This window comes from Intrasporangium sp. (genome assembly GCF_040414665.1).
Lineage (GTDB): Bacteria > Actinomycetota > Actinomycetes > Actinomycetales > Dermatophilaceae > Intrasporangium.
In genome coordinates this window covers 1-18983 of sequence record NZ_JBEDUL010000009.1, presented here as the reverse complement: position 1 = coordinate 18983, position 18983 = coordinate 1, and the positions used below count along the sequence as shown (strand labels likewise).

The window sequence follows — 18983 nt, the reverse complement described above, 5'->3', positions numbered from 1 at the left end:
CCGACGCCGTGCCCGACGTCCCGACGCCCCAGCCCGCCACCTGATCCCAGCCGACTCGTGCCCACCGATCGAGTGAACAAGAATCGGGGACAGCCGGCCTGAAAGCTGTTCTCTCGATCATGCGGGGGTGCCCAACCAGCCCGACCGTGATCGAGAACAGGCCGCGGCGTGCAGGTCAGTTGCGTCCTCCGACAATCGGACCGGGGCCCGGTTGTCGCGCTCCTCGGGCTCCATGCCCGCCGACGATCGGGCCCTGGCGCGATAGTCGGAGGGCCGGGGGAGCGGGAGGCGACCGTGGGCTGGAAGGCAGCTCAGCGGCATACGCCCCGGGCTTGAGCGGCGCGGCCTGCACACTCGACGGTGCTGGACCGCGCGCCCCCTGCTCGAGTGAGCAGTTGACGCCCCGACTCGAGCGGCGAGGAGTGCACAGTCGACCGTGCGGCCCACCCGCCCCCTGCTCGAGTGAGCAGTTGACGCCCCGGCTCGAGCGGCGCGGACTGCACACTCGACGGTGCTGGACCGCGCGTTGAAATCGCGGGTCGCTGGCAACGGGAGTACGGTCCGGAGGCACTGCTAGAGTTCCCCTGCTTTTCACTGGTACATCCCGTATAAATCACTCGCCAGGAGCAGCGATGGTAGCTACGCCGAGCCAGAAGGACACCTCGCAACGTCAGATGCTGGTAGGGAAGGGCTGGGTCCAGGGCGTCGCCCTCGTCATGCTCTTCAGTTTCTTCGTCATGGGCTTCCTGACGTACCGGACGTACACGGCCTCGATGCCGCAGCCGGAGCGAGTCGTCTCCCAAGCCGGCCAGACGGTCTTCACCACCGACGACATCACCGCGGGCCAGGCCCTGTTCCAGGCTCGCGGCCTCATGCAGTACGGCTCGATCATGGGCCACGGCGGCTACCTCGGCCCGGACTTCACGGCCGAATACCTCCGCCACGCCGCAGATTTCACCGAGCACCAGATCCGCGACAGCGGCGTGCAGGATCCCAAGACGCGCAACGTCGAGGAATGGCGGACCAACCGCTACGACGAGTCCACCGGTGTGCTCACCTTCACCGACAACCAGGTCGGCGCCTTCGAGAACGCGAAGCTCTACTACGCGGACTTGTTCGGGGAGTCGTCGACGCGATACGGCCTCAAGCCCCGCCTCATCACTGACCCCAACCAGATTCACCAGATCACGGCGTTCTTCGCGTGGACGGCGTGGGCCTCGGCCGCCGAGCGACCCGGCTTCGACTACTCCTACACGAACAACTGGCCGATGGAGCCGCGCGTCGAGAACGGGCCCACCGCAGACCTCCTCGTCTGGTCGGGCCTCTCTCTCATCGCGCTCATTGGTGGCACCGGCATCCTCTTCGCCGTCTACGGGCGCTGGAGCCGCAAGATCGGCTGGCACTCCGAGGAGGCGCCGGCGATCGCCTTCCGCCAGCCGGGGACGGTCGGACTCACGCTGGCGCAGCGCGCGACGGCCTGGTTCTTCTTCGTCATCGCGTTGCTCTTCCTGATCCAGACCCTCGTCGGCGCCGCCGCCGAGCACTACCGTGCCGACATCCTCTCGTTCTTCGGCTTCGACCTGGCACAGCTGCTGCCCTACAACCTGGCCCGGACCTGGCACGTCCAGCTGTCCCTGTTCTGGACCGCAGCAGGCTTCCTCGCAGCGGGGATCTTCCTGACCCCGCTCATCTCCGGCCGTGAGCCGAAGGGGCAGCACAAGATCGCCTATGCCCTGCTCGGTGCCCTCGCCGTCGTCGTCTTCGGCTCGCTCATCGCCGAGGCGCTGTCGATCCACGGTGTGGAGTGGGCCGACGGTCCGCTGTTCGCCCAGCAGTGGGAGTACCTCGACCTGCCGCGCGTCTTCCAGATCCTCCTCACCGTCGGCATGGTCCTCTGGATCGTCATGATCTTCAGGGGAATCCGCTCGCGGCTGCGTGGCGAGTCGAAGGGCAACATGCCGTGGCTCTTCTTCTTCTCTGCCCTCGCGATCCCGGCTTTCTACGCGGTCGGCCTGCTCGCCACGACCGAGACACACCTGTCGGTCGCCGAGTTCTGGCGCTTCTGGGTGGTGCACCTCTGGGTCGAGGACTTCCTCGAGCTGTTCACGACCGTCATGGTCGCCTACATCTTCGTCATGCTCGGCGTCGTCCGGGAGAGGATCGCGCTCGGCATCATCTTCCTCGACATCATCCTGTACTCGATGGGCGGCGTCATCGGGACGATGCACCACCTCTACTTCTCGGGGACGCCGGTCGAGCACATGGCCCTCGGCGCGTTCTTCTCCGCTGCCGAGGTCATCCCGCTGACCTTCCTGACCGTCGAGGCGTGGGCGTTCATGCAGCTCGGCGCCCGGCAGGAGGCGAAGACCTCGGCACCGTTCCCGCACCGCTGGGCCGTCATGTTCCTCGTGGCCGTCGGGTTCTGGAACTTCCTCGGCGCCGGTGTCTTCGGGTTCCTCATCAACCTGCCCATCGTCAGCTACTACGAGATCGGCACGGCACTGACGGCCAACCACGGCCACGCGGCGATGATGGGCGTCTACGGGATGCTCGCCGTCGGCCTGGCCATGTTCGCGTTGCGCTACCTCATCCCTCCGGACAAGTGGCCGGAGAAGTGGGCCAAGGTGTCCTTCTGGAGCCTCAACATCGGGCTCGCCTGGATGGTCTTCGCGACGCTTTTGCCGCTCGGCGTCCTGCAGCTCTATCACTCGGTCGGACAGGGCTACTACGAGGCGCGGGAACTGGCGTTCATCACGAACACGACGAATGCGCTGCTGGAGTGGGGTCGGATGCCCGGCGACCTCATCTTCATCATCGGCGGTGTGCTGCCCTTCCTCTGGATGACCTGGCTCGGCCTGCGGCACCATCGACAGGGGAAGGTCGTCGACGAGCTGCCCCAGGACGTGCTGTTCGTCGAGCTCGAGCCGGCCGAGAAGAAGTAGGAGGCCGCCATGCGTGGCCCATCCGTCACCGTGCTGCTCGTCAGCGGTTACACCGCCGTGCTCCTGGTCATCGCGTGGCTGTTCGACCGGATGGGGGCGCGGTCGGCGGAGCGAGCGGCACGGTGGCGGACGGGCAACTTCGTCTACCACGCGGACCAGGACGCGTGGCAATGCCACGAGGACCAGTGGCTGTGGCCGGCCTCGTTCGACCCGGACAAGCGGGTGATCCGCTACCAGGGGCAGCATGCGATCTGCGGCCGCTGCCCCGCCAAGGCCGAGTGCTCGCCGACGCCGGGCCCACGGGAGCTGACCCGGCAGGTCGACCCATGGCCCTACTCCGAGGCCGGGCGGTTCCATCGCGGGATCGCCCTGGCCGTGGCGGCCGTCGCGGTATTCATGCCGACGGCGATGCTCCTCGGGGCCCACGGCGCGGTCGACGTCATCGTCCTCACCGCCGCGATCATCGTGGGCCTCATCGCCGGCGTGCCCCTCGCGAAGCACCTGTGGCAGACGCCGAGCAACTTCCCCGAACACCTGCGACGTGACGCCTCGAGCGATGCCCCCGGCGCGGACGATGCCGCTCCGCCAGATGTCGGTCAGCCGACGGGCGAGCCGTCGCTCGACCAGGTTCTCGACCGTTACCAGACCCGCTGGGCCAGCGACCGGCGCCGGGTCGACCTGCCCAACCCCACCACCCTGTCCAAACGCACGACGCGGAAGTGAGCCCATGCCCGGCTGGATTGCCCCTGTCCTCGCAGCCCTCATCGTCGTCGCCGCCATCGTGGCGACGTCGGTCCGGATCATCCACCAGTACGAGCGCGGCGTCGTCTTCCGCGTCGGCAAGCTGAGGCCGATCTACCAGCCGGGGCTGCACCTGCTCGTCCCCGGGCTCTTCCGGCTCGAGCGCGTCGACCTGCGCGTCGTCACCCTGACCATTCCGCCTCAAGAGGTCATCACCAAGGACAATGTGCCGGCGCGGGTCAACGCCGTCGTCCTGTTCAACGTCGTCGACCCGGAGGCCGCCGTCATGCAGGTCGAGAACTATGCCGTGGCGACGTCGCAGATCGCACAGACGACGCTGCGGTCCGTCCTGGGTCGGGCCGACCTCGACACACTGCTCGCCCACCGCGAGGACCTCAACCACGACCTGCGGGAGATCATCGAGCTGCAGACCAAGCCCTGGGGCGTCGACGTGTCCGTCGTGGAGATCAAGGACGTGGAGATCCCCGAGCAGATGCAGCGGGCCATGGCCCGGGAGGCCGAGGCGGAGCGCGAGCGCCGGGCGAAGGTGATCAACGCCCGGGGCGAGCTGCAGGCCTCGGGCGAGCTGAAGCAGGCCGCCGACATGCTGTCGCAGAGCCCCGCGTCGCTCCAGCTGCGCTACCTGCAGACCCTGTTGGAGCTCGGCGCCGACCAGAACTCCACGGTGGTGTTCCCGCTCCCGATGGACATCGTCGGCCCGTTGTTGAAGCGGCTGGCACCGCCTGACGCGGACTGAGGCGCTGCTTCCGGCTGCGACGCCAGGGAGCCGAATGTGCTGAAGGGCTGGTCAGGCAGGGGTCAGGGCGCGCATATTGGGTAGAGGTCAGCGCACCGTACACAGGGAGCAAACATGTTCGGTCGATCCGCCACCACGACAGCCCAGCCGCTCGACGTCATCCCGGACGGGGTACCGGTCCTCTCCCGCGGACGTCATCGCAACCCTCGCAAGGGTGCCTGCTTCATGGAGATGGCCTCCTACCTGGCCGGCGAGCGGTGGAGTGACCACCCGAAGTGCACCCACCCCGTCCTCGCCTCGCTGGCCAGGTGCGTCAACGACGCCCTCGGCGACGTCCGTCGGCAGGAGCTGGCCATGATGATCCCCGAGGTCGTCGGGCTGAACCCGGACGACCGGCGGGTCGCGCCGGCCCTGATGCGTCGCGCGGCCCTCGCCGCCCTCCCGATCGCGTCGGCCGAGCGGCAGAACGTCATGGCGCTCGCCGTCATGGGCGCGGAGCGCCACCTCAACGACATCGACGGCCGCGACGCCAACGTGCTCAGTGACGAGGCCAAGAGCGCGCTCGCCCACGTGCCCGGCGCCGAGAAGTGGGCCAGGGACTTCGTGCGCCGCGTCGGCACCCGGGACCTGCGCGCCGACGCCGCGGCCAAGGTCGTCTCGCTCGCCGTCAACGGCATCGCCCGGGCCTGCGTCGATGACCCCTCCGCAGAGCTCGTCTCGCTCCTGCGGGCCAGCATCGATGAGACCAAGGCGATCAAGGCGAGCACCGAGTCGACCACCTCCGCCCCCGCCCCGGCCGAGACGGACGAGGGCGCGCCTTCGACATCGGACGTTCCCCGGGCCACCAGCCGCTAACCGGTCTGGCGCCGGGTCCTGGCCCGCTTGTAGAGCCAGTCGACCAGGAGGACCAGCGGCGCAGACAGCAGCGCCACCGCCCAGCCGGCGGGCGGCGGACTCGCCTGCCCGAGCACGAGGGCGACCGGAGGGACGAAGAGGACGACGAAGGCGAAGAGCAGTTCCGTCGCGCCGGCCGGGAGGAGCAGCCGGTTCGTGGTCCAGCCGAGCTGTCCCGGCCACACCGTGGAGCTCCGGCAGGCGAACGCGTTGGCCTTCTGCCCGAAGATGACCGTCATGAACGCGGCCCCCGACGCTGCCCGAAGCGCGTCCCCTGAGGGGAACGGCTCCCCCGGGGACCAGCCCGTGGCGGTGAGCGAGACGAGGAAGGCGACCATCATCAGCGTGGCGATGAGCGGACCAAGCACGCCGAATGCCCGGCGCAGGACGGTGCCGTTGAGCAGCCGTCCCTGAACCGGTGGTCTCTCGAGAAGGTGCTTGGCGGGAGGCTCCGCGCCCAGCGACACCGCAGAGAGGGTGTCGGTCCCGAGGTCGATGGCCAGGATCTGGAGGACACCCAGCGCGAGCGGGAACTGTCCGCCGGACAGGGCCCAGACGACGAAGGGCGTCAGTTCCGCCACGTTGTCGGTCAGGTGGTAGGTGAGGAACCGGCGGACGTTGACGAAGGTGGCGCGACCCTGCTCGACCCCGGAGACGATGCTCGAGAAGGCGTCGTCGAGCAGGACGAGGTCCGCTGCCTCGCGCGCGACATCCGTGCCCGCCCGGCCCATGGCCACACCGATGTCCGCCTCGTGCAGGGCTGGGGCATCGTTGACACCATCCCCTGTCATCGCGACCACGTGCCCGTGCGACCGCAGCGCCCGGGCGATTCGCAGCTTGTCCTCGGGCGAGACCCGCGCCACGACGAGTCCGTCGTGGTCCACGGTGGATGCGAGCACGCCGTCGTCGGACGGCAGCTGCGCCCCGACGAGGACCGGGGACTCGTGGTGGCGCAGCCCGACGGCATCGGCGATGGCGGAGGCCGTCCCGGGGTGGTCGCCGGTGACCATGGCCACCTTGATGCCGGCCTTCCTGCAGGCGGTCAGGGACGCTCCGACATCTGCGCGCGGGGGATCCTCCAGTCCCACGATCCCGACCAGATGAAGGCTCCGTTCCACCTCCTCGAGCGTGCTGGGCCGGCGTCCCGGAGTCCCAGTCGCCACCGCGAGAACACGGAGGCCCGTGCGGCTCAGGTCCTCTGCCACTCGCGTCGCGTCGTCACCCGGGGCGACGCAGAGCGGGAGGACGCTGTCCGGAGCGCCCTTCACGACGGCGGTCCCGTCGATGACGACAGCCATCCGGCGGGTTCGGGGGTCGAACGGAAAACGCAGCTGGGCCCGGTGGCCCCGCCGGTCGGCGTCCGTGTCGACGCCGAGCCGCCGTGCGAAGACGTCGAGGGCCACCTCGGTGGGGTCACCATGGGGGTGCCAGCCAGCTCCCGTCTGCACTGCGTATCCGGTCGAGCACCGCATGGCCGCAACGGCGAGATCACGGGCCCTCTCGCATGCGTCCGGGGAGGTCGGCCACGTGGAGATCTGCGCCTCGGGTTCGTAGCCGACCCCGGTCACCGACATGGTGCCGCTGGGGGTCCACGCCTGCACCACCGCCATCTCGTTGCGCGTCAGCGTCCCGGTCTTGTCCGTGCAGATGAAGGTCGTCGAGCCCAGCGTCTCGACGGACTGGAGGTTCCGGACCAGGATCTGCCGCTTGGCCATCTGCTCGGCACCCCACGCGAGCGAGAGGGTGACGGTCGGGAGCAGCGCCTCGGGGACGAGGGCGACGGTGACGCCGATGGCGAAGATGAACCCGTCCTCGACGGGCCGACCGACGAGCAGGGAGATGGCGAGGAAGAGAACGCCGACCCCCAGGGCGATGGCGGCGATGATGCGGACGACCTGCTGGAGGCCACGCGTGAGTGGGGTGACCGGCTTCGGACTGGCGGTCGTGAGGCGCGCGATCTCGGCCAGCCGCGTCCGGGATCCGGTTGCGACCACGATGGCCCTGGCCTCCCCTTCCACGAGGAAGGTGCCTGCATAGAGGCGCCCGCCGTCCTCGACGGGGCTGGCGACGCTCTCCCCGGTGAGCATCGACGTGTCCATGAGGAGCCGGTTGCCCACGGCGAGCTCCGCATCCGCCGGCACCCGGTCGCCGCTCTCGAGCAGGAGGACGTCGTCGACGACGATCTCGGCCGCGTCGACGATCTGGCGTCGGCCGTCACGTCGGACGGTCACACGCGTCGGCAACATCGAATGCAGCTTGGCGGCCGCACGGTCGGCGCGAGCCTCCTGAGCAAGAGCGAAGACCGCGTTGATGAGGATGACGGCGATGATGGCGATCCCCAGCTGGGGCATACCGGCGACCAGTGCGAGCCCTCCGGCCACCCAGAGCATGAGAGCGAAGAAGTGGACCAGCTCGCCCATCAGTCGTCGCACCAAGGACCGCCGCCGGGGCTGGGGCAGCAGGTTCGGTCCGTCCGCGGCCAGGCGTGCGGCAGCCTCTCCTGCGCTCAAGCCGTTCACGGTCCGGTGCACATCGACCCCTCCGTGCCAGCCTGACCGCGTGCCGGCATGACCGGCACGGGCCAATGGTCCCGACCCGGCGACCGTGGGCGGCAGGGACTCAGGCGGTCCAGCGGATCGGCAGCCGCTTCACTCCTCGCTGGAAGTTCGACCGCAGGTAGGCCGGGTCCCCCGCGGCATCGATCGACGACGTCCTGCCGAGCACCTCGGTGAACAGCGCCGTCATCTGCACGCGCGCCAGATGGGCCCCCAGGCAGAAGTGCGGCCCGTGCCCGAAGGCGAGATGCGCCTTGGCGTTGCGGTCGACGTCGAAACGATCCGGGTCGGCGAACACCGACTCGTCACGGTTGGCGGACGCAAAGGAGACGACCACCTTGTCACCCGCCGCGATGCGCTGCCCCGCCACGTCGACGTCCGCTGTCGCCGTGCGGCGAAACGTCATCACGGGCGTCCACCACCGCAGCAGCTCGTCCACCACAGCGGCGATTCGCGACGGATCCTCGCGGAGCGTCCGCTGTGCACCCGGATGATCGAGCAGCGCGATCATCGCGCCGGGCAAACCGTTGCGGAGCGTCTCGTTGCCGGCCACGGCGAAGAGCCAGAACAAGTTCTCGAACTCCTCGATGGAAACGTGCCCGTCGCCACCGGCCGCATCGTCGCGTTGGGCCATGAGGATCGACATGACGTCGTCACCCGGATCGGCACGTTTGCGCTCACCGAGCCCAGCGGCATACAGGTAGAGATCAGGCATCCCGGCGCGGCTCCGCGGATCAGGCATCCGACCGTCCGGCCCGGCAGACGGCCGGACCGCCAGCGCGGCCGCGGCGAGATCCGACCCGCCGTCTCCGGTAAAGGCCGCGCTCGAGGCGTAGTCGGGGTCCTGCCAGCCGATCACCCGGTTGGACCAGTCGAACATGAGCCAACGGTCCTCCGACGGCACGCCGAGGATGTCCGCGAGCGCGAGCAGCGGCAGATCGGCGGCCACGTCCTTGGCGAAGTCGCACTCCCGCGGCCCGGCGAGCATCCGGTCGACGACCCCCTTGGCATGACCTGCGATCTGCGACTCAAGGAGCCCGATCGCCCTGGGGGTGAAGGACCTGGCCAGCATCCGCCGCAGCCGCGAGTGCTCTGGCGGGTCCATGTTGAGCATCATGCGGCGCACGTAGGCGAGGTCCGCCGGGGTGGCGGGGTCCCTGATCTGAGTGCCGCCCACCCACGAGGAGAACGTCTTCGGGTCGCGCAGCACCCGCACCACGTCCGTGTGTCGAAGGACGAGCCAGTAGCCCGGTCCCTCGGGCCAGCCGAGCTGCTCGGGCTCCTCGACGCGCACCGCGCCGTGCTCCCGACGCAGCTCGGCGAGCACGTCATATGGCACCCCGTCGACGTAGGTCGACGGGTCGTGCAGCAGCCGAGTGGCCTCGACCGTGCCAGGCATGGTCAGTTGCCGGTCTCCTTGAGGAAGTTGTTGATGCGGGTCGCGAGGTTCACCGGCGCCTCGAACATCGGGTAGTGGCCGGCGTTCGCGACCACCTCGAGCCGGACCTTGGGGAAGAGCTGCATCCAGGTCTGCTCGCAGGTCTCCTTGCCGAGCGCCGGGTCGTGCTCGCCGGCCAGGACCAGGACGGGGATCTCCTTGCCCTTGACGTCCTCGGCGAAGTCGGGCTTGGCCCAGGCGTCGAGGACGTTGGCGAAGGCGTCCTTGGTGGAGTGCTCGAGCGACCAGTCGGTGACCGAGTTCACGAAGCCGGGAGTGTTCCGGTTGCCCGTCGTGAAGTCGATGATGGCGTAGCGCTTGTCGCGGTCCTCTGCGGCGCCCCAGAAGAGCTCGCGCCCGGCCTCGTCGAACGGCGTCGGCGTCGAGCTGACGGGGCACACCCCGACGAGCGCCTCGACCCGATCGGGAGCCATGGCCAGCACCTTCTGGATCACGGCCCCGCCCATGGAGTGACCGACGACGGAGAAGCGCTCGGCACCAAGCTCGTCGGCGAGGGCGATGATGTCACCAGCAGACTCCTCGAGAGACTGGTCGCCCTGCTCGTCCTTGCGCTGCCCGTAGCCACGGATGTCGGTGAAGACCCAGGTGAAGGCGTCGCCGTCGAGGTAGTCCGGGAAGGTGCCCCACCCGTCGGACGAGCCGAACCACCCGTGGGTGACGAACACAGTGCGCGGGCCGGAACCGACGGTGCGGTGAGCGATCGACATGACTCTCCTTTGAGCTCGGACAACAGCTGTCGTATGCCGCTGAGCCTAGTCGCGCAGGCCCGCTGGGGTTGCGCTCCTCCCGCCCCGACGTCGAGTGTGCAGTCCGCGCCCCGATGTCAGGGGCGAAGGCGGTCGTAGAGGGCGTTGTCCTCCCACCCGCCGTCCGCCGTCTCGGCGCTCGCCCGCTCGGTGCCGACACGGACGAAGCCAGCCCGCTCGGCGAGCCGCTGCGAGGCGATGTTGCTCTGCGCAGTGAGCAGGAACAACCGCCGCAGGCCGAGCCCACCGCCATCCTGGCTGCCCATCGACCAGGTGGAGACCGCATCGACCGCGGCCGCCATGACACCGTGCCCGCGGCCCTCGGGGTGGGCCCAGTAGCCGACCTGGGCGGTGCCGTCCGGCTCGTCGGTGTCGAACTCGAAGAGGGCGACATTGCCCAGGGCGACGTCGGTCTCCAGGTCGGCAACACACCATGCGACGCGGACCCCATTCGCCTCCGAGAGTCGCACTCGCTGGAGGTAGGCGGGCACGTCCTGGGTTGCCCGCGGCAGCGGCGAGTGAGGCATCATCCGCTGGAATACCGGGTCGCTCGCGGTCTCGACGAGTCGGGTTGCATCGCTCTGCCGCCACGGCCGCAGGCGAAAGCGCTCGCCGTCGAGGACGACGGGCTCGAGCCAGCGGGACCGGGGCTCGTGCGCGTCCGCACGGCCGAGCCAGCCGATCCACTCGTCACGCGCCGCGCCGCCCGCGGACCCGGTGCGATGCACGCCGGGGGCGAGCGCGAAGCCGAGCGACCACGCCGTGCGCCGGGCCGCCCAGTCACCGGCCGGCGCCCGCCACAGCACGAGGCCGGCACCCTGCTCGAACGCTTCCGTCACCACCGCCTCGACGGCCTGCCGATCCTCCCCCGGACTGGGTCGCAGGACGAACACGTCATCGATCCGCGTCACGATCAGATCAGTCCGGCCGACGTCAGCCACTCCTTGGCGACGACGCTCGGGTCCTTCTTGTCGACGACGACCTGCTTGACCATGTCTGCGAGAGCTGGCGTGTCAAGCTTCGCGGACACGGCGTCGAGGGGTGCCTGGACCGAGCTGGCGACCTCCTCGCGCACGAGCGGCACGACGTTGTCTGAACCGAACAGCAGCTTCGGGTCCTCGAGCACGACGAAGCCGTTGGCCGCGATCGACGGGTCGGTGCTGAAGATGTTGGCGGCCTTGACCTGACCGTTCTTGAGCGCCTCCACGGTGGCCTGGCTCGCGAGCGGGCGGAACTCGGCCGGTACGAGGTTGTACACCTCCTTGAGGCCCACGAGGCCCTGGTGCCGGGTCTTGAACTCGGGTGGGGCGGCGACGGACAGCTGGTCCTGATGCGCGACGAGGTCGGGGATCGCCTTGAGCGACCACGCGTCTGCCGTCTCCTTGGTGACGACCATGGAGTTCTTGTCCTCAGCCGCGGACTTCGCCAGGACGGTGAGCCCGGCCGGCAGCTTGGTCTTGAGTGTCGCGTAGACCTCGTCGGGGTCGGTGGCCGTCACGGTGCTGTCGAAGAAGTTCGTCAACGAGCCGGTGTACTCCGGGAGGAGGTCGACCTCCCCGCCTTCGATCGCCTTGAGGTAGGTCTCGCGGTTGCCGATGTTGAACTGGCGCTTGACCGTCAGACCCTTGGCCTCGAGCGCCTGGGCGTAGATCTCGCCGAGGAGAGCGGACTCGGGGAAGTCCGCCGAGCCGATGGTCACCGAGGCCGCGGACCCGGTGCCGCCGTTCGTGGCCGCGGGCTGGTTGGTGGCGAGTGGGTTCTCGCTGCTGCCACAACCGGCGAGTGGCAGAACGGCAGCGGCGAGAAGGCCGGCAAGGAGAGTTCGCGTGCGAAGCATTGTCAGATACTTTCCGTTCGGTGAGCCACGAGGCAACTGCCTTTGTGGGGTCAAGCCGGGTCGAGCAGGTCAAGCCGGGTCGAGCAGGTCAAGCCGGTTGGCGCTCCGAGCGGTTGCCCGGCGGTCCAAGGCCGGTGCCGGTACCGGCACGCGACAGGTCGAGGCGTCCAGGGTCGCTAGGTCCAACCCGGGTGCGGCGCCCCGAGATTCCCGGGGAGACGGCGTAGCGCTGCAGCAGGGCGAGCAGTCCATCAGCGACCAGGGCGAGGGCGGCAACGAGCACCGAACCGGCGACCATCTGGGGCAGGTCGCGGGCGGCGAGCCCGTCGATGAGATAGCGCCCGAGCCCCCCAAGGCTGATCGAGGCAGCGATCGTCGCGGTGGCGATGACCTGGAGCGTCGCCGAGCGCAGTCCGGACAGGAACAGCGGCATGGCGATCGGCAGCTCGACCTGGGTGAGCACCTGGGGGCCGCGCATCCCCATGCCACGAGCGGCGTCCCGGGCCGCCGGATCGACGCTCTCCACCCCGGCGTACGTGCCGGACAGCAGGGGCGGGATGGCGAGCAGCACGAGGACGATGATGCTGGGGATGGTGAAGGCGAGATCGCTCTGGATGAGCGGTCCGACGAGCATCGAGATGGCGAAGAGCAGTCCGAGACTGGGCACCGCGCGCAGGGCGTTGGCCCAGGTGACGAGCCAGCGCGCCCGGCCGGTGTGCCCGACCCACGCGCCGAGCGGCACCGCGATCACCAGGGCGATCCCGATCGTGACGATGGTGTAGAGCAGGTGCTCTGCGAGCCGGGCCGGCACGCCGTCGGGTCCGGACCAGTGCTCGGGGTCCGTCAGCCAGGTCACGAGGTCGTCGATCACGTCGCCGCCTCCGCCCCGGCCCGAGCCCACGGGGTGAGCAGGTGCGCGATCCCGTTGATGGCGAGGTCGAAGAGGATGGCGAGCACCACGCACGCGACGATGCCCACCCAGACCTCGGTCGCGAAGTTGCGCGCGTAGCCATCGGTGAGGAAGTAGCCGAGCTGGTTGACGCCGATGAGCGAGGCGACGCTGACGATGCTGACGTTGCTCACGGCCGCGACCCGCAGGCCGGCCGCGAGCACCGGAACCGCGAGGGGCAGGTCGACCGCGCGGAACCGCGCGAAGCCGCCGAATCCCATGGCGGTGGCCGCTGCTCGTGTCGACGGATCGACGCTCGAGAGGGCATCAGCGACGGTGCGAGTCAGCAGCGCAACGGTGTAGATCGTCATTGCGACGATGACGTTGACCGGGTCGAGGATGCCGCGGTGGAGGATGTTGGGCAGCAGGATGAAGAGCGCGAGCGAGGGAATGGTGTAGAGCAGCCCCGTCCCGCTGAGCAGCGGTCCCCGCAGCCAGGCCCGACGCGCCGCGAGCCAGCCCAGCGGCAGCGCGATGAGCAGGCCGAGCACCAACGGGATCCCCGCGAGCCACGCGTGCTGAACGCCGCGCGAGAGGATCTCGTCGAGATGGTCGAGCGCCCACGTCACGAGCGGCCGGCCCCCTCGGTCGTCGTCGACCCCGCCACAGCGGGAGGAGGCGTATGCCGCTCAGCCGGCTCAGCGGCATACGTCCCGTTGGGGTTGTGGCGGGCTTCGATGGCGGGCACCACCTGGGACGCGAGGATGGTGCCCACGAAGCGGCCGTCAGGATCTGCAACGACGCCGCGCCCGCTGGGCGAGCTGAGGGCAGCGTCGAGGAGCGCGCGGAGCGAGCCGTCGGAGCGCGCGACCGTGCCGCCCCGGTGGAGCAGGGAGCGGTCCACCGTCGTCGTGACGGCGTCGGCCCGGACCCACCCGATGGGGTCGTCCCGGTCACCGAGGCAGAGGACCCACGTCTGCCCGACGGCGCGGACCTCGTCGCCAGTGGCGCCGAGGTGGGTCGTCGGCTCCTTCGTGAGGCTGAGGCTCGGCGCGTCCTCGAACGCCAGCGACCGATAGCCACGGTCGCGCCCCACGAACTCGGCCACGAAGTCGTCGATCGGGTCGGCGAGCAACTGGGCGGGCGTGTCGAGCTGGGCGAGAACCCCGCCGATCCGGAGCACGGCCACCTGGTCGCCGAGCTTGATCGCCTCGTCGATGTCATGGGTGACGAACAGGATCGTCTTGCCGATCTCCGACTGGAGCCGGAGGAACTCGTTCTGCAGCTGCTCCCGGACGACGGGGTCGACGGCGGAGAAGGGCTCGTCCATGAGCATGACGGGCGGGTCTGCGGCCAGGGCCCGGGCGACGCCGACCCGCTGCTGCTGGCCCCCCGACAGCTGGGCCGGGTAGCGCCTGGCCAGAGCGGGCTCGAGGCCGACGCGCTCGATGAGCTCCATGGCGCGGGCCCGCGCGGTGCGCTTGTCCACGCCGAGCAGACGCGGCACGGTTGCCACGTTGTCGAGGACGGTGCGGTGGGGGAAGAGGCCGGCATGCTGGATCACATAGCCGATGCTCCGGCGCAGCTCGGCGACGTCGAGGTCCGCCGTGTCGCGGCCGTTGATGGAGATCGTGCCGGACGTCGGCGTGATCATGCGGTTGACCATGCGCAGGGTCGTGGTCTTGCCGCAGCCGGAGGGTCCGACGAGCACCGTGATCCGCCCCGTCGGCGCCTCGAGCGTCAGGTTGTCGACCGCGGTCGTCGCCCCGGCGGTGCCCACGCCGTACGTCTTGGTCACGCTGTCGAAGCGGATCATGCAGACAACGTACCCAGCCGCTCGGACAGGACCAGCGGTCAACCCCCTCCAAGGGGGTAGGGCTCGACGGTCAACAGCTCCCCGGGGGTGCACTGCAGGACGTCGCAGATCGCCGTCAGCGTGCTGAAGCGGACCGCCTTGGCGCGTTGGTTCTTCATGATGCTGAGGTTGACCACTGTGACCCCGACCGCATCGGCAAGGGCAGTCAGGGTCATGCCCCGCCGGTCAAGCAGCTCGTCGAGGTGGCACACCACCCGGTGGCCGTCCACAGCCGGCATCACACCAGCCCGTCGACGTCGTCACGCAGCCGCACGCCATGCCGGAAGGCTTGGGCGATGGCCGCGACGACGAGCATCGCCGTGAGCCAGGGGATCACCGGGGTCGGCAGGACGAACACCTGGTCGGTGCCCGCCGGCAGGACGGCGCTGCTGACGGCCACGTCGCGGACCATCCCCACCAGGGCCACGACCGCCGCGCCGATGCCGATGACCAGCGCAATGATGTCGAGGCGCCGGACGTTCTCGGTCGTGAAGGGGTCGCCGTCGCGCAGACCGCCCAACAGTCGCAGGAGGAGCCATACGACCCAGAGGACGGCCGCCCCGGTGAGCAGACCCGGCGCCGCCGTCACGAGGCGCTCGGCCATGGTCGGGTCCTCGATGACCACATCGACCGAGGCCGGGTTGACCGCGGAGGCGCGGTCGGCGAGCCCAGCCACCGAGACCTGAGTGTGGATCGAGGCGGTGATCGGCCGTGCCGCAAGCCAATCGACGATCGGAATGATGGCTCCGCTCACCACCGCGACGACGGCCACGACCCACAGGATCGCCTGCAGCCCCCAGTGGTCCCACCGGTCGAAGGCCAGCCGGTCTCGACGGTCGGGTCGTGGCCGTTGGTCCTGCTGTTCAGCCCGGTCGCTGGTCATCGCTCCCCTTCCGGCCGCGGCTTCGCACGGCGCCCATATCGTTTCTCGATAGTATCGATAAACGATATGGCGTCAACCCAGGGTCAGATGTCGATGACCCCGCCGCCGCCGTGCACGGCCCGCGCGACGACGGCACCGATCGGCCCGGACCGGGGCTCGGGGCTGCCGCCGAGCTCACGCACGAAGGTCGCTGCGACGATGTCGACGACGAGCGCCGTCCAGAGCCGGGGCCGAAACACCATCGCGTGGTCGCCGCGGGCCACCCGGATGAGGGTGGCGTCCTGGCCTGCCGCCAGCATCGCGTCGACCGTGCCGCGAGAGGCCGACAGCGGCGTGATGACATCGCGGTCGCCGTGGATGAGGACCGTCTTCTGGCCGTCCCGGGGAGCCGGGTCACCCTTCTCGATCCACGGTGCCAGGCCGAGAACCAGTCGCACGTCGTCGTCGTCCGACACCGTCAGGGCGGTGCGCCCTCCCATCGAGTGGCCGACGAGGCCGACCGGGACGCCCGGGTACGCAGCACGGACCTGCGCGAGCGCCCACCGCGCATCCTCGACCGGCGACGCCTCGAGCCCGTTCCACCCCCGGTACCGGAAGCGCAGCCGCGCGACGGCCAGGGGCCCCGGCACCCTGCGCAGCGCACGTGCGAACGGGACGAGTCGCGCGACGTTTGGCGACCACGGGTGGTTGAGCTCGCGCGAGTCGACCGCTCCCCCGTGCAGGACGAGCGCCACCGCCCCGGCCTGCGCGGGCCGGGCGTCCCACGTCAAGGAGGCCAGCGGCATACGGCCGGCGGTCAGACCTTGGTGCGCTGGAAGTTCTGCCACGAGCGGGACGCGGTTGGTCCGCGCTGACCCTGATAGTGAGATCCGTACGTGCCACTGCCATAAGGGTTTTCGGCAGGAGAGCTGAGGCGGAAGAAGCACAGCTGCCCGATCTTCATCCCCGGGTAGAGCATGATGGGCAGCGTCGCGACGTTGGACAGCTCCAGCGTCACGTGCCCCGAGAAGCCGGGGTCGACGAAGCCCGCCGTCGCGTGCGTCAGCAGCCCGAGCCGCCCCAGCGACGACTTGCCCTCGACGCGCGCCGCGAGGTCGTCCGGCAAGGTGACCGTCTCGAGGGTCGACCCGAGGACGAACTCCCCCGGGTGCAGGACGAAGCGTTCCTCGCCCGCGCCCACCTCGACGAGCCGCGTCAGCTCGGGCTGCTCTGCGGCCGGGTCGATGTAGGGGTACTTGTGGTTGTCGAACAGCCGGAAGAACTTGTCGAGCCGCACGTCGATGCTGGACGGCTGCACCATGGCGGGGTCCCACGGGTCGAGCACGACTCGCCCGCCGTCGACCTCGGCCCTGATGTCCTTGTCAGAGAGCAGCACGTAGGGAGGCTACCGCGCTCGCTCCCGCTCGCCGTTGTTTCATTGCCGTATGCCGCTGGGCTTGGTTCCAGCCCTTTCCGCGGCCACCGGGTGGGCCTAGGTTGTGGCCATGACGTCACAGGGGAGTGGTGAGGACGGCGACGTCCGTTCCTTCATGCGGCAGTTCCAGGATCTGCTCCAGCGGATGGCCGTCGAGCTCGGCCCGGAGGACGACGGTGGGGAGCCGCTCGTGCAGGTGCTCACGGACCACCTCGGGGTGCCGGCCGAGCAGCTCGCGGTGGTCACCGAGGAGGTCGCGGCGCATCGGGCCGTCGACGCCGACATCGCGCTGGAGGTCCTTGCCGCGCCCGATGCCGAGGCGCGGCTCGTCGGGATCGGCGGCGGCGACATGCGCCACCACTTCACCCTCGGCGACCTGCTGCAGGCCGGTCGATTCGGGCCGGGTCGCATCCCGGTCGGCCAGGTCGACTACCTGCGGCTCGACACGGGTCCGAGACCCGAGGACACCCGACAGGTCATCACCGCGGGGGTCCGGCTCTTCCGTTACGACGGGCTCCCGGTCGCGGTGCGCGTGATGGGACGGAATCCCCACGTCGGACGGGAGAAGGCGATCTTCGAGGTGCTCGCGCCGGAACGGGACGCGGCCGAGGCGCTTGTCGCCCGGTTGCGAGAGCTGATGGACGAGCGGAGCGTCATGCGCGGCCAGGTCATCACGCTCGCCTCGGATCCCTACGGTCCGGGTCTAGCCGGGGCGAGCTTCATCGAGCGTCCTGAGCTGACCGCCGACGATGTCGTCCTGCCTGCGGGCGAGCTCGACCGGATCGAGCACCACGTCGTCGGCATCGGGCGGCACCGTGACCGCCTCCGCGAGCATGGGCAGCACCTCAAGCGCGGGATCCTGCTCTACGGACCACCGGGGACCGGCAAGACGCACACGGTCCGCTATCTGCTCAGCGCCACCCCCGGCACGACCGCGGTCCTGCTCAGCGGCGGCGCGCTCCAGCACATCCATTCCGCGGCGAAGATCGCGCGAGCGCACCAGCCGGCGATCGTTGTGCTCGAGGACGTCGACCTCGTCGCGGAGGACCGGTCCCTCACGATGGGCCCGCAGCCGCTGCTCTTCGAGGTGCTCGACGCGCTTGATGGTCTCGACGCCGATGCCGACGTGGCGTTCCTGCTGACGACGAACCGGGTCGAGGACCTCGAGGTGGCCCTGGCCCAACGACCCGGACGGGTCGACCTGGCCGCGCAGATCCCGCTGCCGGACCTCGATGGCCGCCGGGCGTTGTTGAAGCTGTATGGCCGGCACCTCTTCGAGGACGCGGCGCTGTCGGATGCCGCGGAGCGGGCCGAGGGCACGACGGCCAGCTTCGCGAAGGAGCTCGTCCGGCGAGCCGTGCTGGCGGCCGCCCTCGAGGAGACGGCACCTGGCGACCGGCACCTCACTTCAGCATTGGACGAGCTGCTCTCCGACTCCGAGCTCCTGACGCGGAGCCTGCTCGGTGTGCAGGGCTTCGGGGGCGAGAGCGGGGAGGGTCCTGAGGACGCGGACGAGATGGGAGCGGGCCGCTTCCCCGGGCCTGGGGGCGCAGCCTTTGCTCGCCCGATGCCCAGCATGTACCGGGGCCGCGGAGGGGGGTGGTTCGCCCACCGTCCGCCTCCCTGAGCCATCCGGAGTTGACGCTATTGCGATGGCGAGTACTGGCTCACCGTCAGGACAGCGCCCTGTGGATCGCGAAGCTGCGCGTCGCGGGTCCACTCGGTGTCCGTGCTGGAGAGCACCGTGGCGCCGAGTCGTTCGGCAGTCGCGGCCGCCTCGTCCCGATCGGCGACGGTGAAGGTGACGTGCCAGTGCGGTTGTTCCTCTCGGGCCTCAACCAGCCACCCGAACGCGTCGGCGAAACCCGGTGGCACCGAGTCACCCGACTGCCGCTCGCGGATCCCGGGGTCGGACGTGGCAGCCAGATGGTCGCCGTAACCGGGCCGGCGGATCATCGTCGCGAAACCGAGGTCGTCGAAGACCCAGCCGAATACCCCGCCATAGAAGCCC

Annotated in this window: 18 protein-coding genes; 5 read left to right on the top strand and 13 right to left on the bottom strand. The window is 69.8% G+C overall.

Translation table 11 applies throughout. From position 1 onward, the window contains the following. Window positions 1–632 precede the first annotated feature (632 nt). From ABF401_RS00955 to ABF401_RS00940, 4 genes are all read left to right on the top strand, one after another. A complete protein-coding gene (locus tag ABF401_RS00955; protein WP_353507656.1) occupies window positions 633–2942 on the top strand; it encodes a nitric-oxide reductase large subunit in 2310 nt (769 codons plus the stop codon). 9 nt (window positions 2943–2951) lie between these two features. Continuing rightward, window positions 2952–3665: a hypothetical protein gene (locus tag ABF401_RS00950; protein WP_353507655.1), complete on the top strand. Its 714-nt coding sequence runs from the start codon at window positions 2952–2954 to the stop codon at window positions 3663–3665. A 4-nt stretch (window positions 3666–3669) separates the two neighbouring features. Continuing rightward, window positions 3670–4440, top strand: a complete 771-nt coding sequence (locus tag ABF401_RS00945; RefSeq protein ID WP_353507654.1) for a slipin family protein — start codon at window positions 3670–3672, stop codon at window positions 4438–4440. Between the two features lie 114 nt (window positions 4441–4554). Further along, on the top strand, window positions 4555–5295 hold the full coding sequence (locus ABF401_RS00940) for a hypothetical protein (protein WP_353507653.1): 741 nt from the start codon (window positions 4555–4557) through the stop codon (window positions 5293–5295). On the opposite strand, the gene ABF401_RS00935 is transcribed toward ABF401_RS00940, so the two are convergent. From ABF401_RS00935 to dcd, 12 genes are all read right to left on the bottom strand, one after another. Further along, window positions 5292–7853: a cation-translocating P-type ATPase gene (locus tag ABF401_RS00935; protein ID WP_353507657.1), complete on the bottom strand. Its 2562-nt coding sequence runs from the start codon at window positions 7851–7853 to the stop codon at window positions 5292–5294. The two genes, ABF401_RS00940 and ABF401_RS00935, sit on opposite strands and share 4 nt — an antisense overlap. Before the next feature lie 100 nt (window positions 7854–7953). Next, the gene (locus tag ABF401_RS00930; protein ID WP_353507652.1) at window positions 7954–9288 is read right to left on the bottom strand and encodes a cytochrome P450; all 1335 of its coding nucleotides are present in this window, start codon (window positions 9286–9288) and stop codon (window positions 7954–7956) included. Between the two features lie 2 nt (window positions 9289–9290). Continuing rightward, the gene (locus ABF401_RS00925; RefSeq protein ID WP_353507651.1) at window positions 9291–10055 is read right to left on the bottom strand and encodes an alpha/beta fold hydrolase; all 765 of its coding nucleotides are present in this window, start codon (window positions 10053–10055) and stop codon (window positions 9291–9293) included. A gap of 116 nt (window positions 10056–10171) precedes the next feature. Next, window positions 10172–11005: a GNAT family N-acetyltransferase gene (locus ABF401_RS00920; protein WP_353507650.1), complete on the bottom strand. Its 834-nt coding sequence runs from the start codon at window positions 11003–11005 to the stop codon at window positions 10172–10174. Between the two features lie 2 nt (window positions 11006–11007). Beyond that, window positions 11008–11931 carry an ABC transporter substrate-binding protein gene (locus tag ABF401_RS00915; protein ID WP_353507649.1) on the bottom strand — a complete coding sequence of 308 codons (924 nt, stop codon included), beginning with the start codon at window positions 11929–11931 and terminating at the stop codon, window positions 11008–11010. Window positions 11932–12019: 88 nt separating this feature from the next. Continuing rightward, on the bottom strand, window positions 12020–12802 hold the full coding sequence (locus ABF401_RS00910) for an ABC transporter permease (RefSeq protein ID WP_353507648.1): 783 nt from the start codon (window positions 12800–12802) through the stop codon (window positions 12020–12022). After that, entirely contained in the window at window positions 12799–13449 is a 651-nt protein-coding gene (locus ABF401_RS00905) for an ABC transporter permease (RefSeq protein WP_353507647.1), read from the bottom strand. The genes ABF401_RS00910 and ABF401_RS00905 overlap by 4 nt, the downstream gene beginning before the upstream one ends. Further along, a complete protein-coding gene (locus tag ABF401_RS00900; RefSeq protein ID WP_353507646.1) occupies window positions 13446–14636 on the bottom strand; it encodes an ABC transporter ATP-binding protein in 1191 nt (396 codons plus the stop codon). Before ABF401_RS00900 ends, ABF401_RS00905 begins: the two co-directional genes overlap by 4 nt. A 38-nt stretch (window positions 14637–14674) precedes the next feature. Then, complete coding sequence (locus tag ABF401_RS00895) at window positions 14675–14914, bottom strand: helix-turn-helix domain-containing protein (RefSeq protein WP_353507645.1); 240 nt, start codon at window positions 14912–14914, stop codon at window positions 14675–14677. Continuing rightward, a complete protein-coding gene (locus ABF401_RS00890) occupies window positions 14914–15558 on the bottom strand; it encodes a DUF2975 domain-containing protein (RefSeq protein ID WP_353507644.1) in 645 nt (214 codons plus the stop codon). The genes ABF401_RS00895 and ABF401_RS00890 overlap by 1 nt, the downstream gene beginning before the upstream one ends. 83 nt (window positions 15559–15641) lie before the next feature. After that, complete coding sequence (locus ABF401_RS00885) at window positions 15642–16343, bottom strand: alpha/beta hydrolase (RefSeq protein WP_353507643.1); 702 nt, start codon at window positions 16341–16343, stop codon at window positions 15642–15644. Window positions 16344–16354: 11 nt separating this feature from the next. Further along, entirely contained in the window at window positions 16355–16933 is a 579-nt protein-coding gene (gene dcd / locus ABF401_RS00880) for a dCTP deaminase (RefSeq protein WP_353507642.1), read from the bottom strand. 109 nt (window positions 16934–17042) lie between these two features. Here dcd and ABF401_RS00875 point away from each other — a divergent pair, with 109 nt between their 5' ends. Beyond that, the gene (locus ABF401_RS00875; protein ID WP_353507641.1) at window positions 17043–18599 is read left to right on the top strand and encodes an AAA family ATPase; all 1557 of its coding nucleotides are present in this window, start codon (window positions 17043–17045) and stop codon (window positions 18597–18599) included. Between the two features lie 17 nt (window positions 18600–18616). On the opposite strand, the gene ABF401_RS00870 is transcribed toward ABF401_RS00875, so the two are convergent. After that, on the bottom strand, window positions 18617–18983 hold a 367-nt coding region (locus ABF401_RS00870), incomplete at its 5' end, for a VOC family protein (protein WP_353507640.1).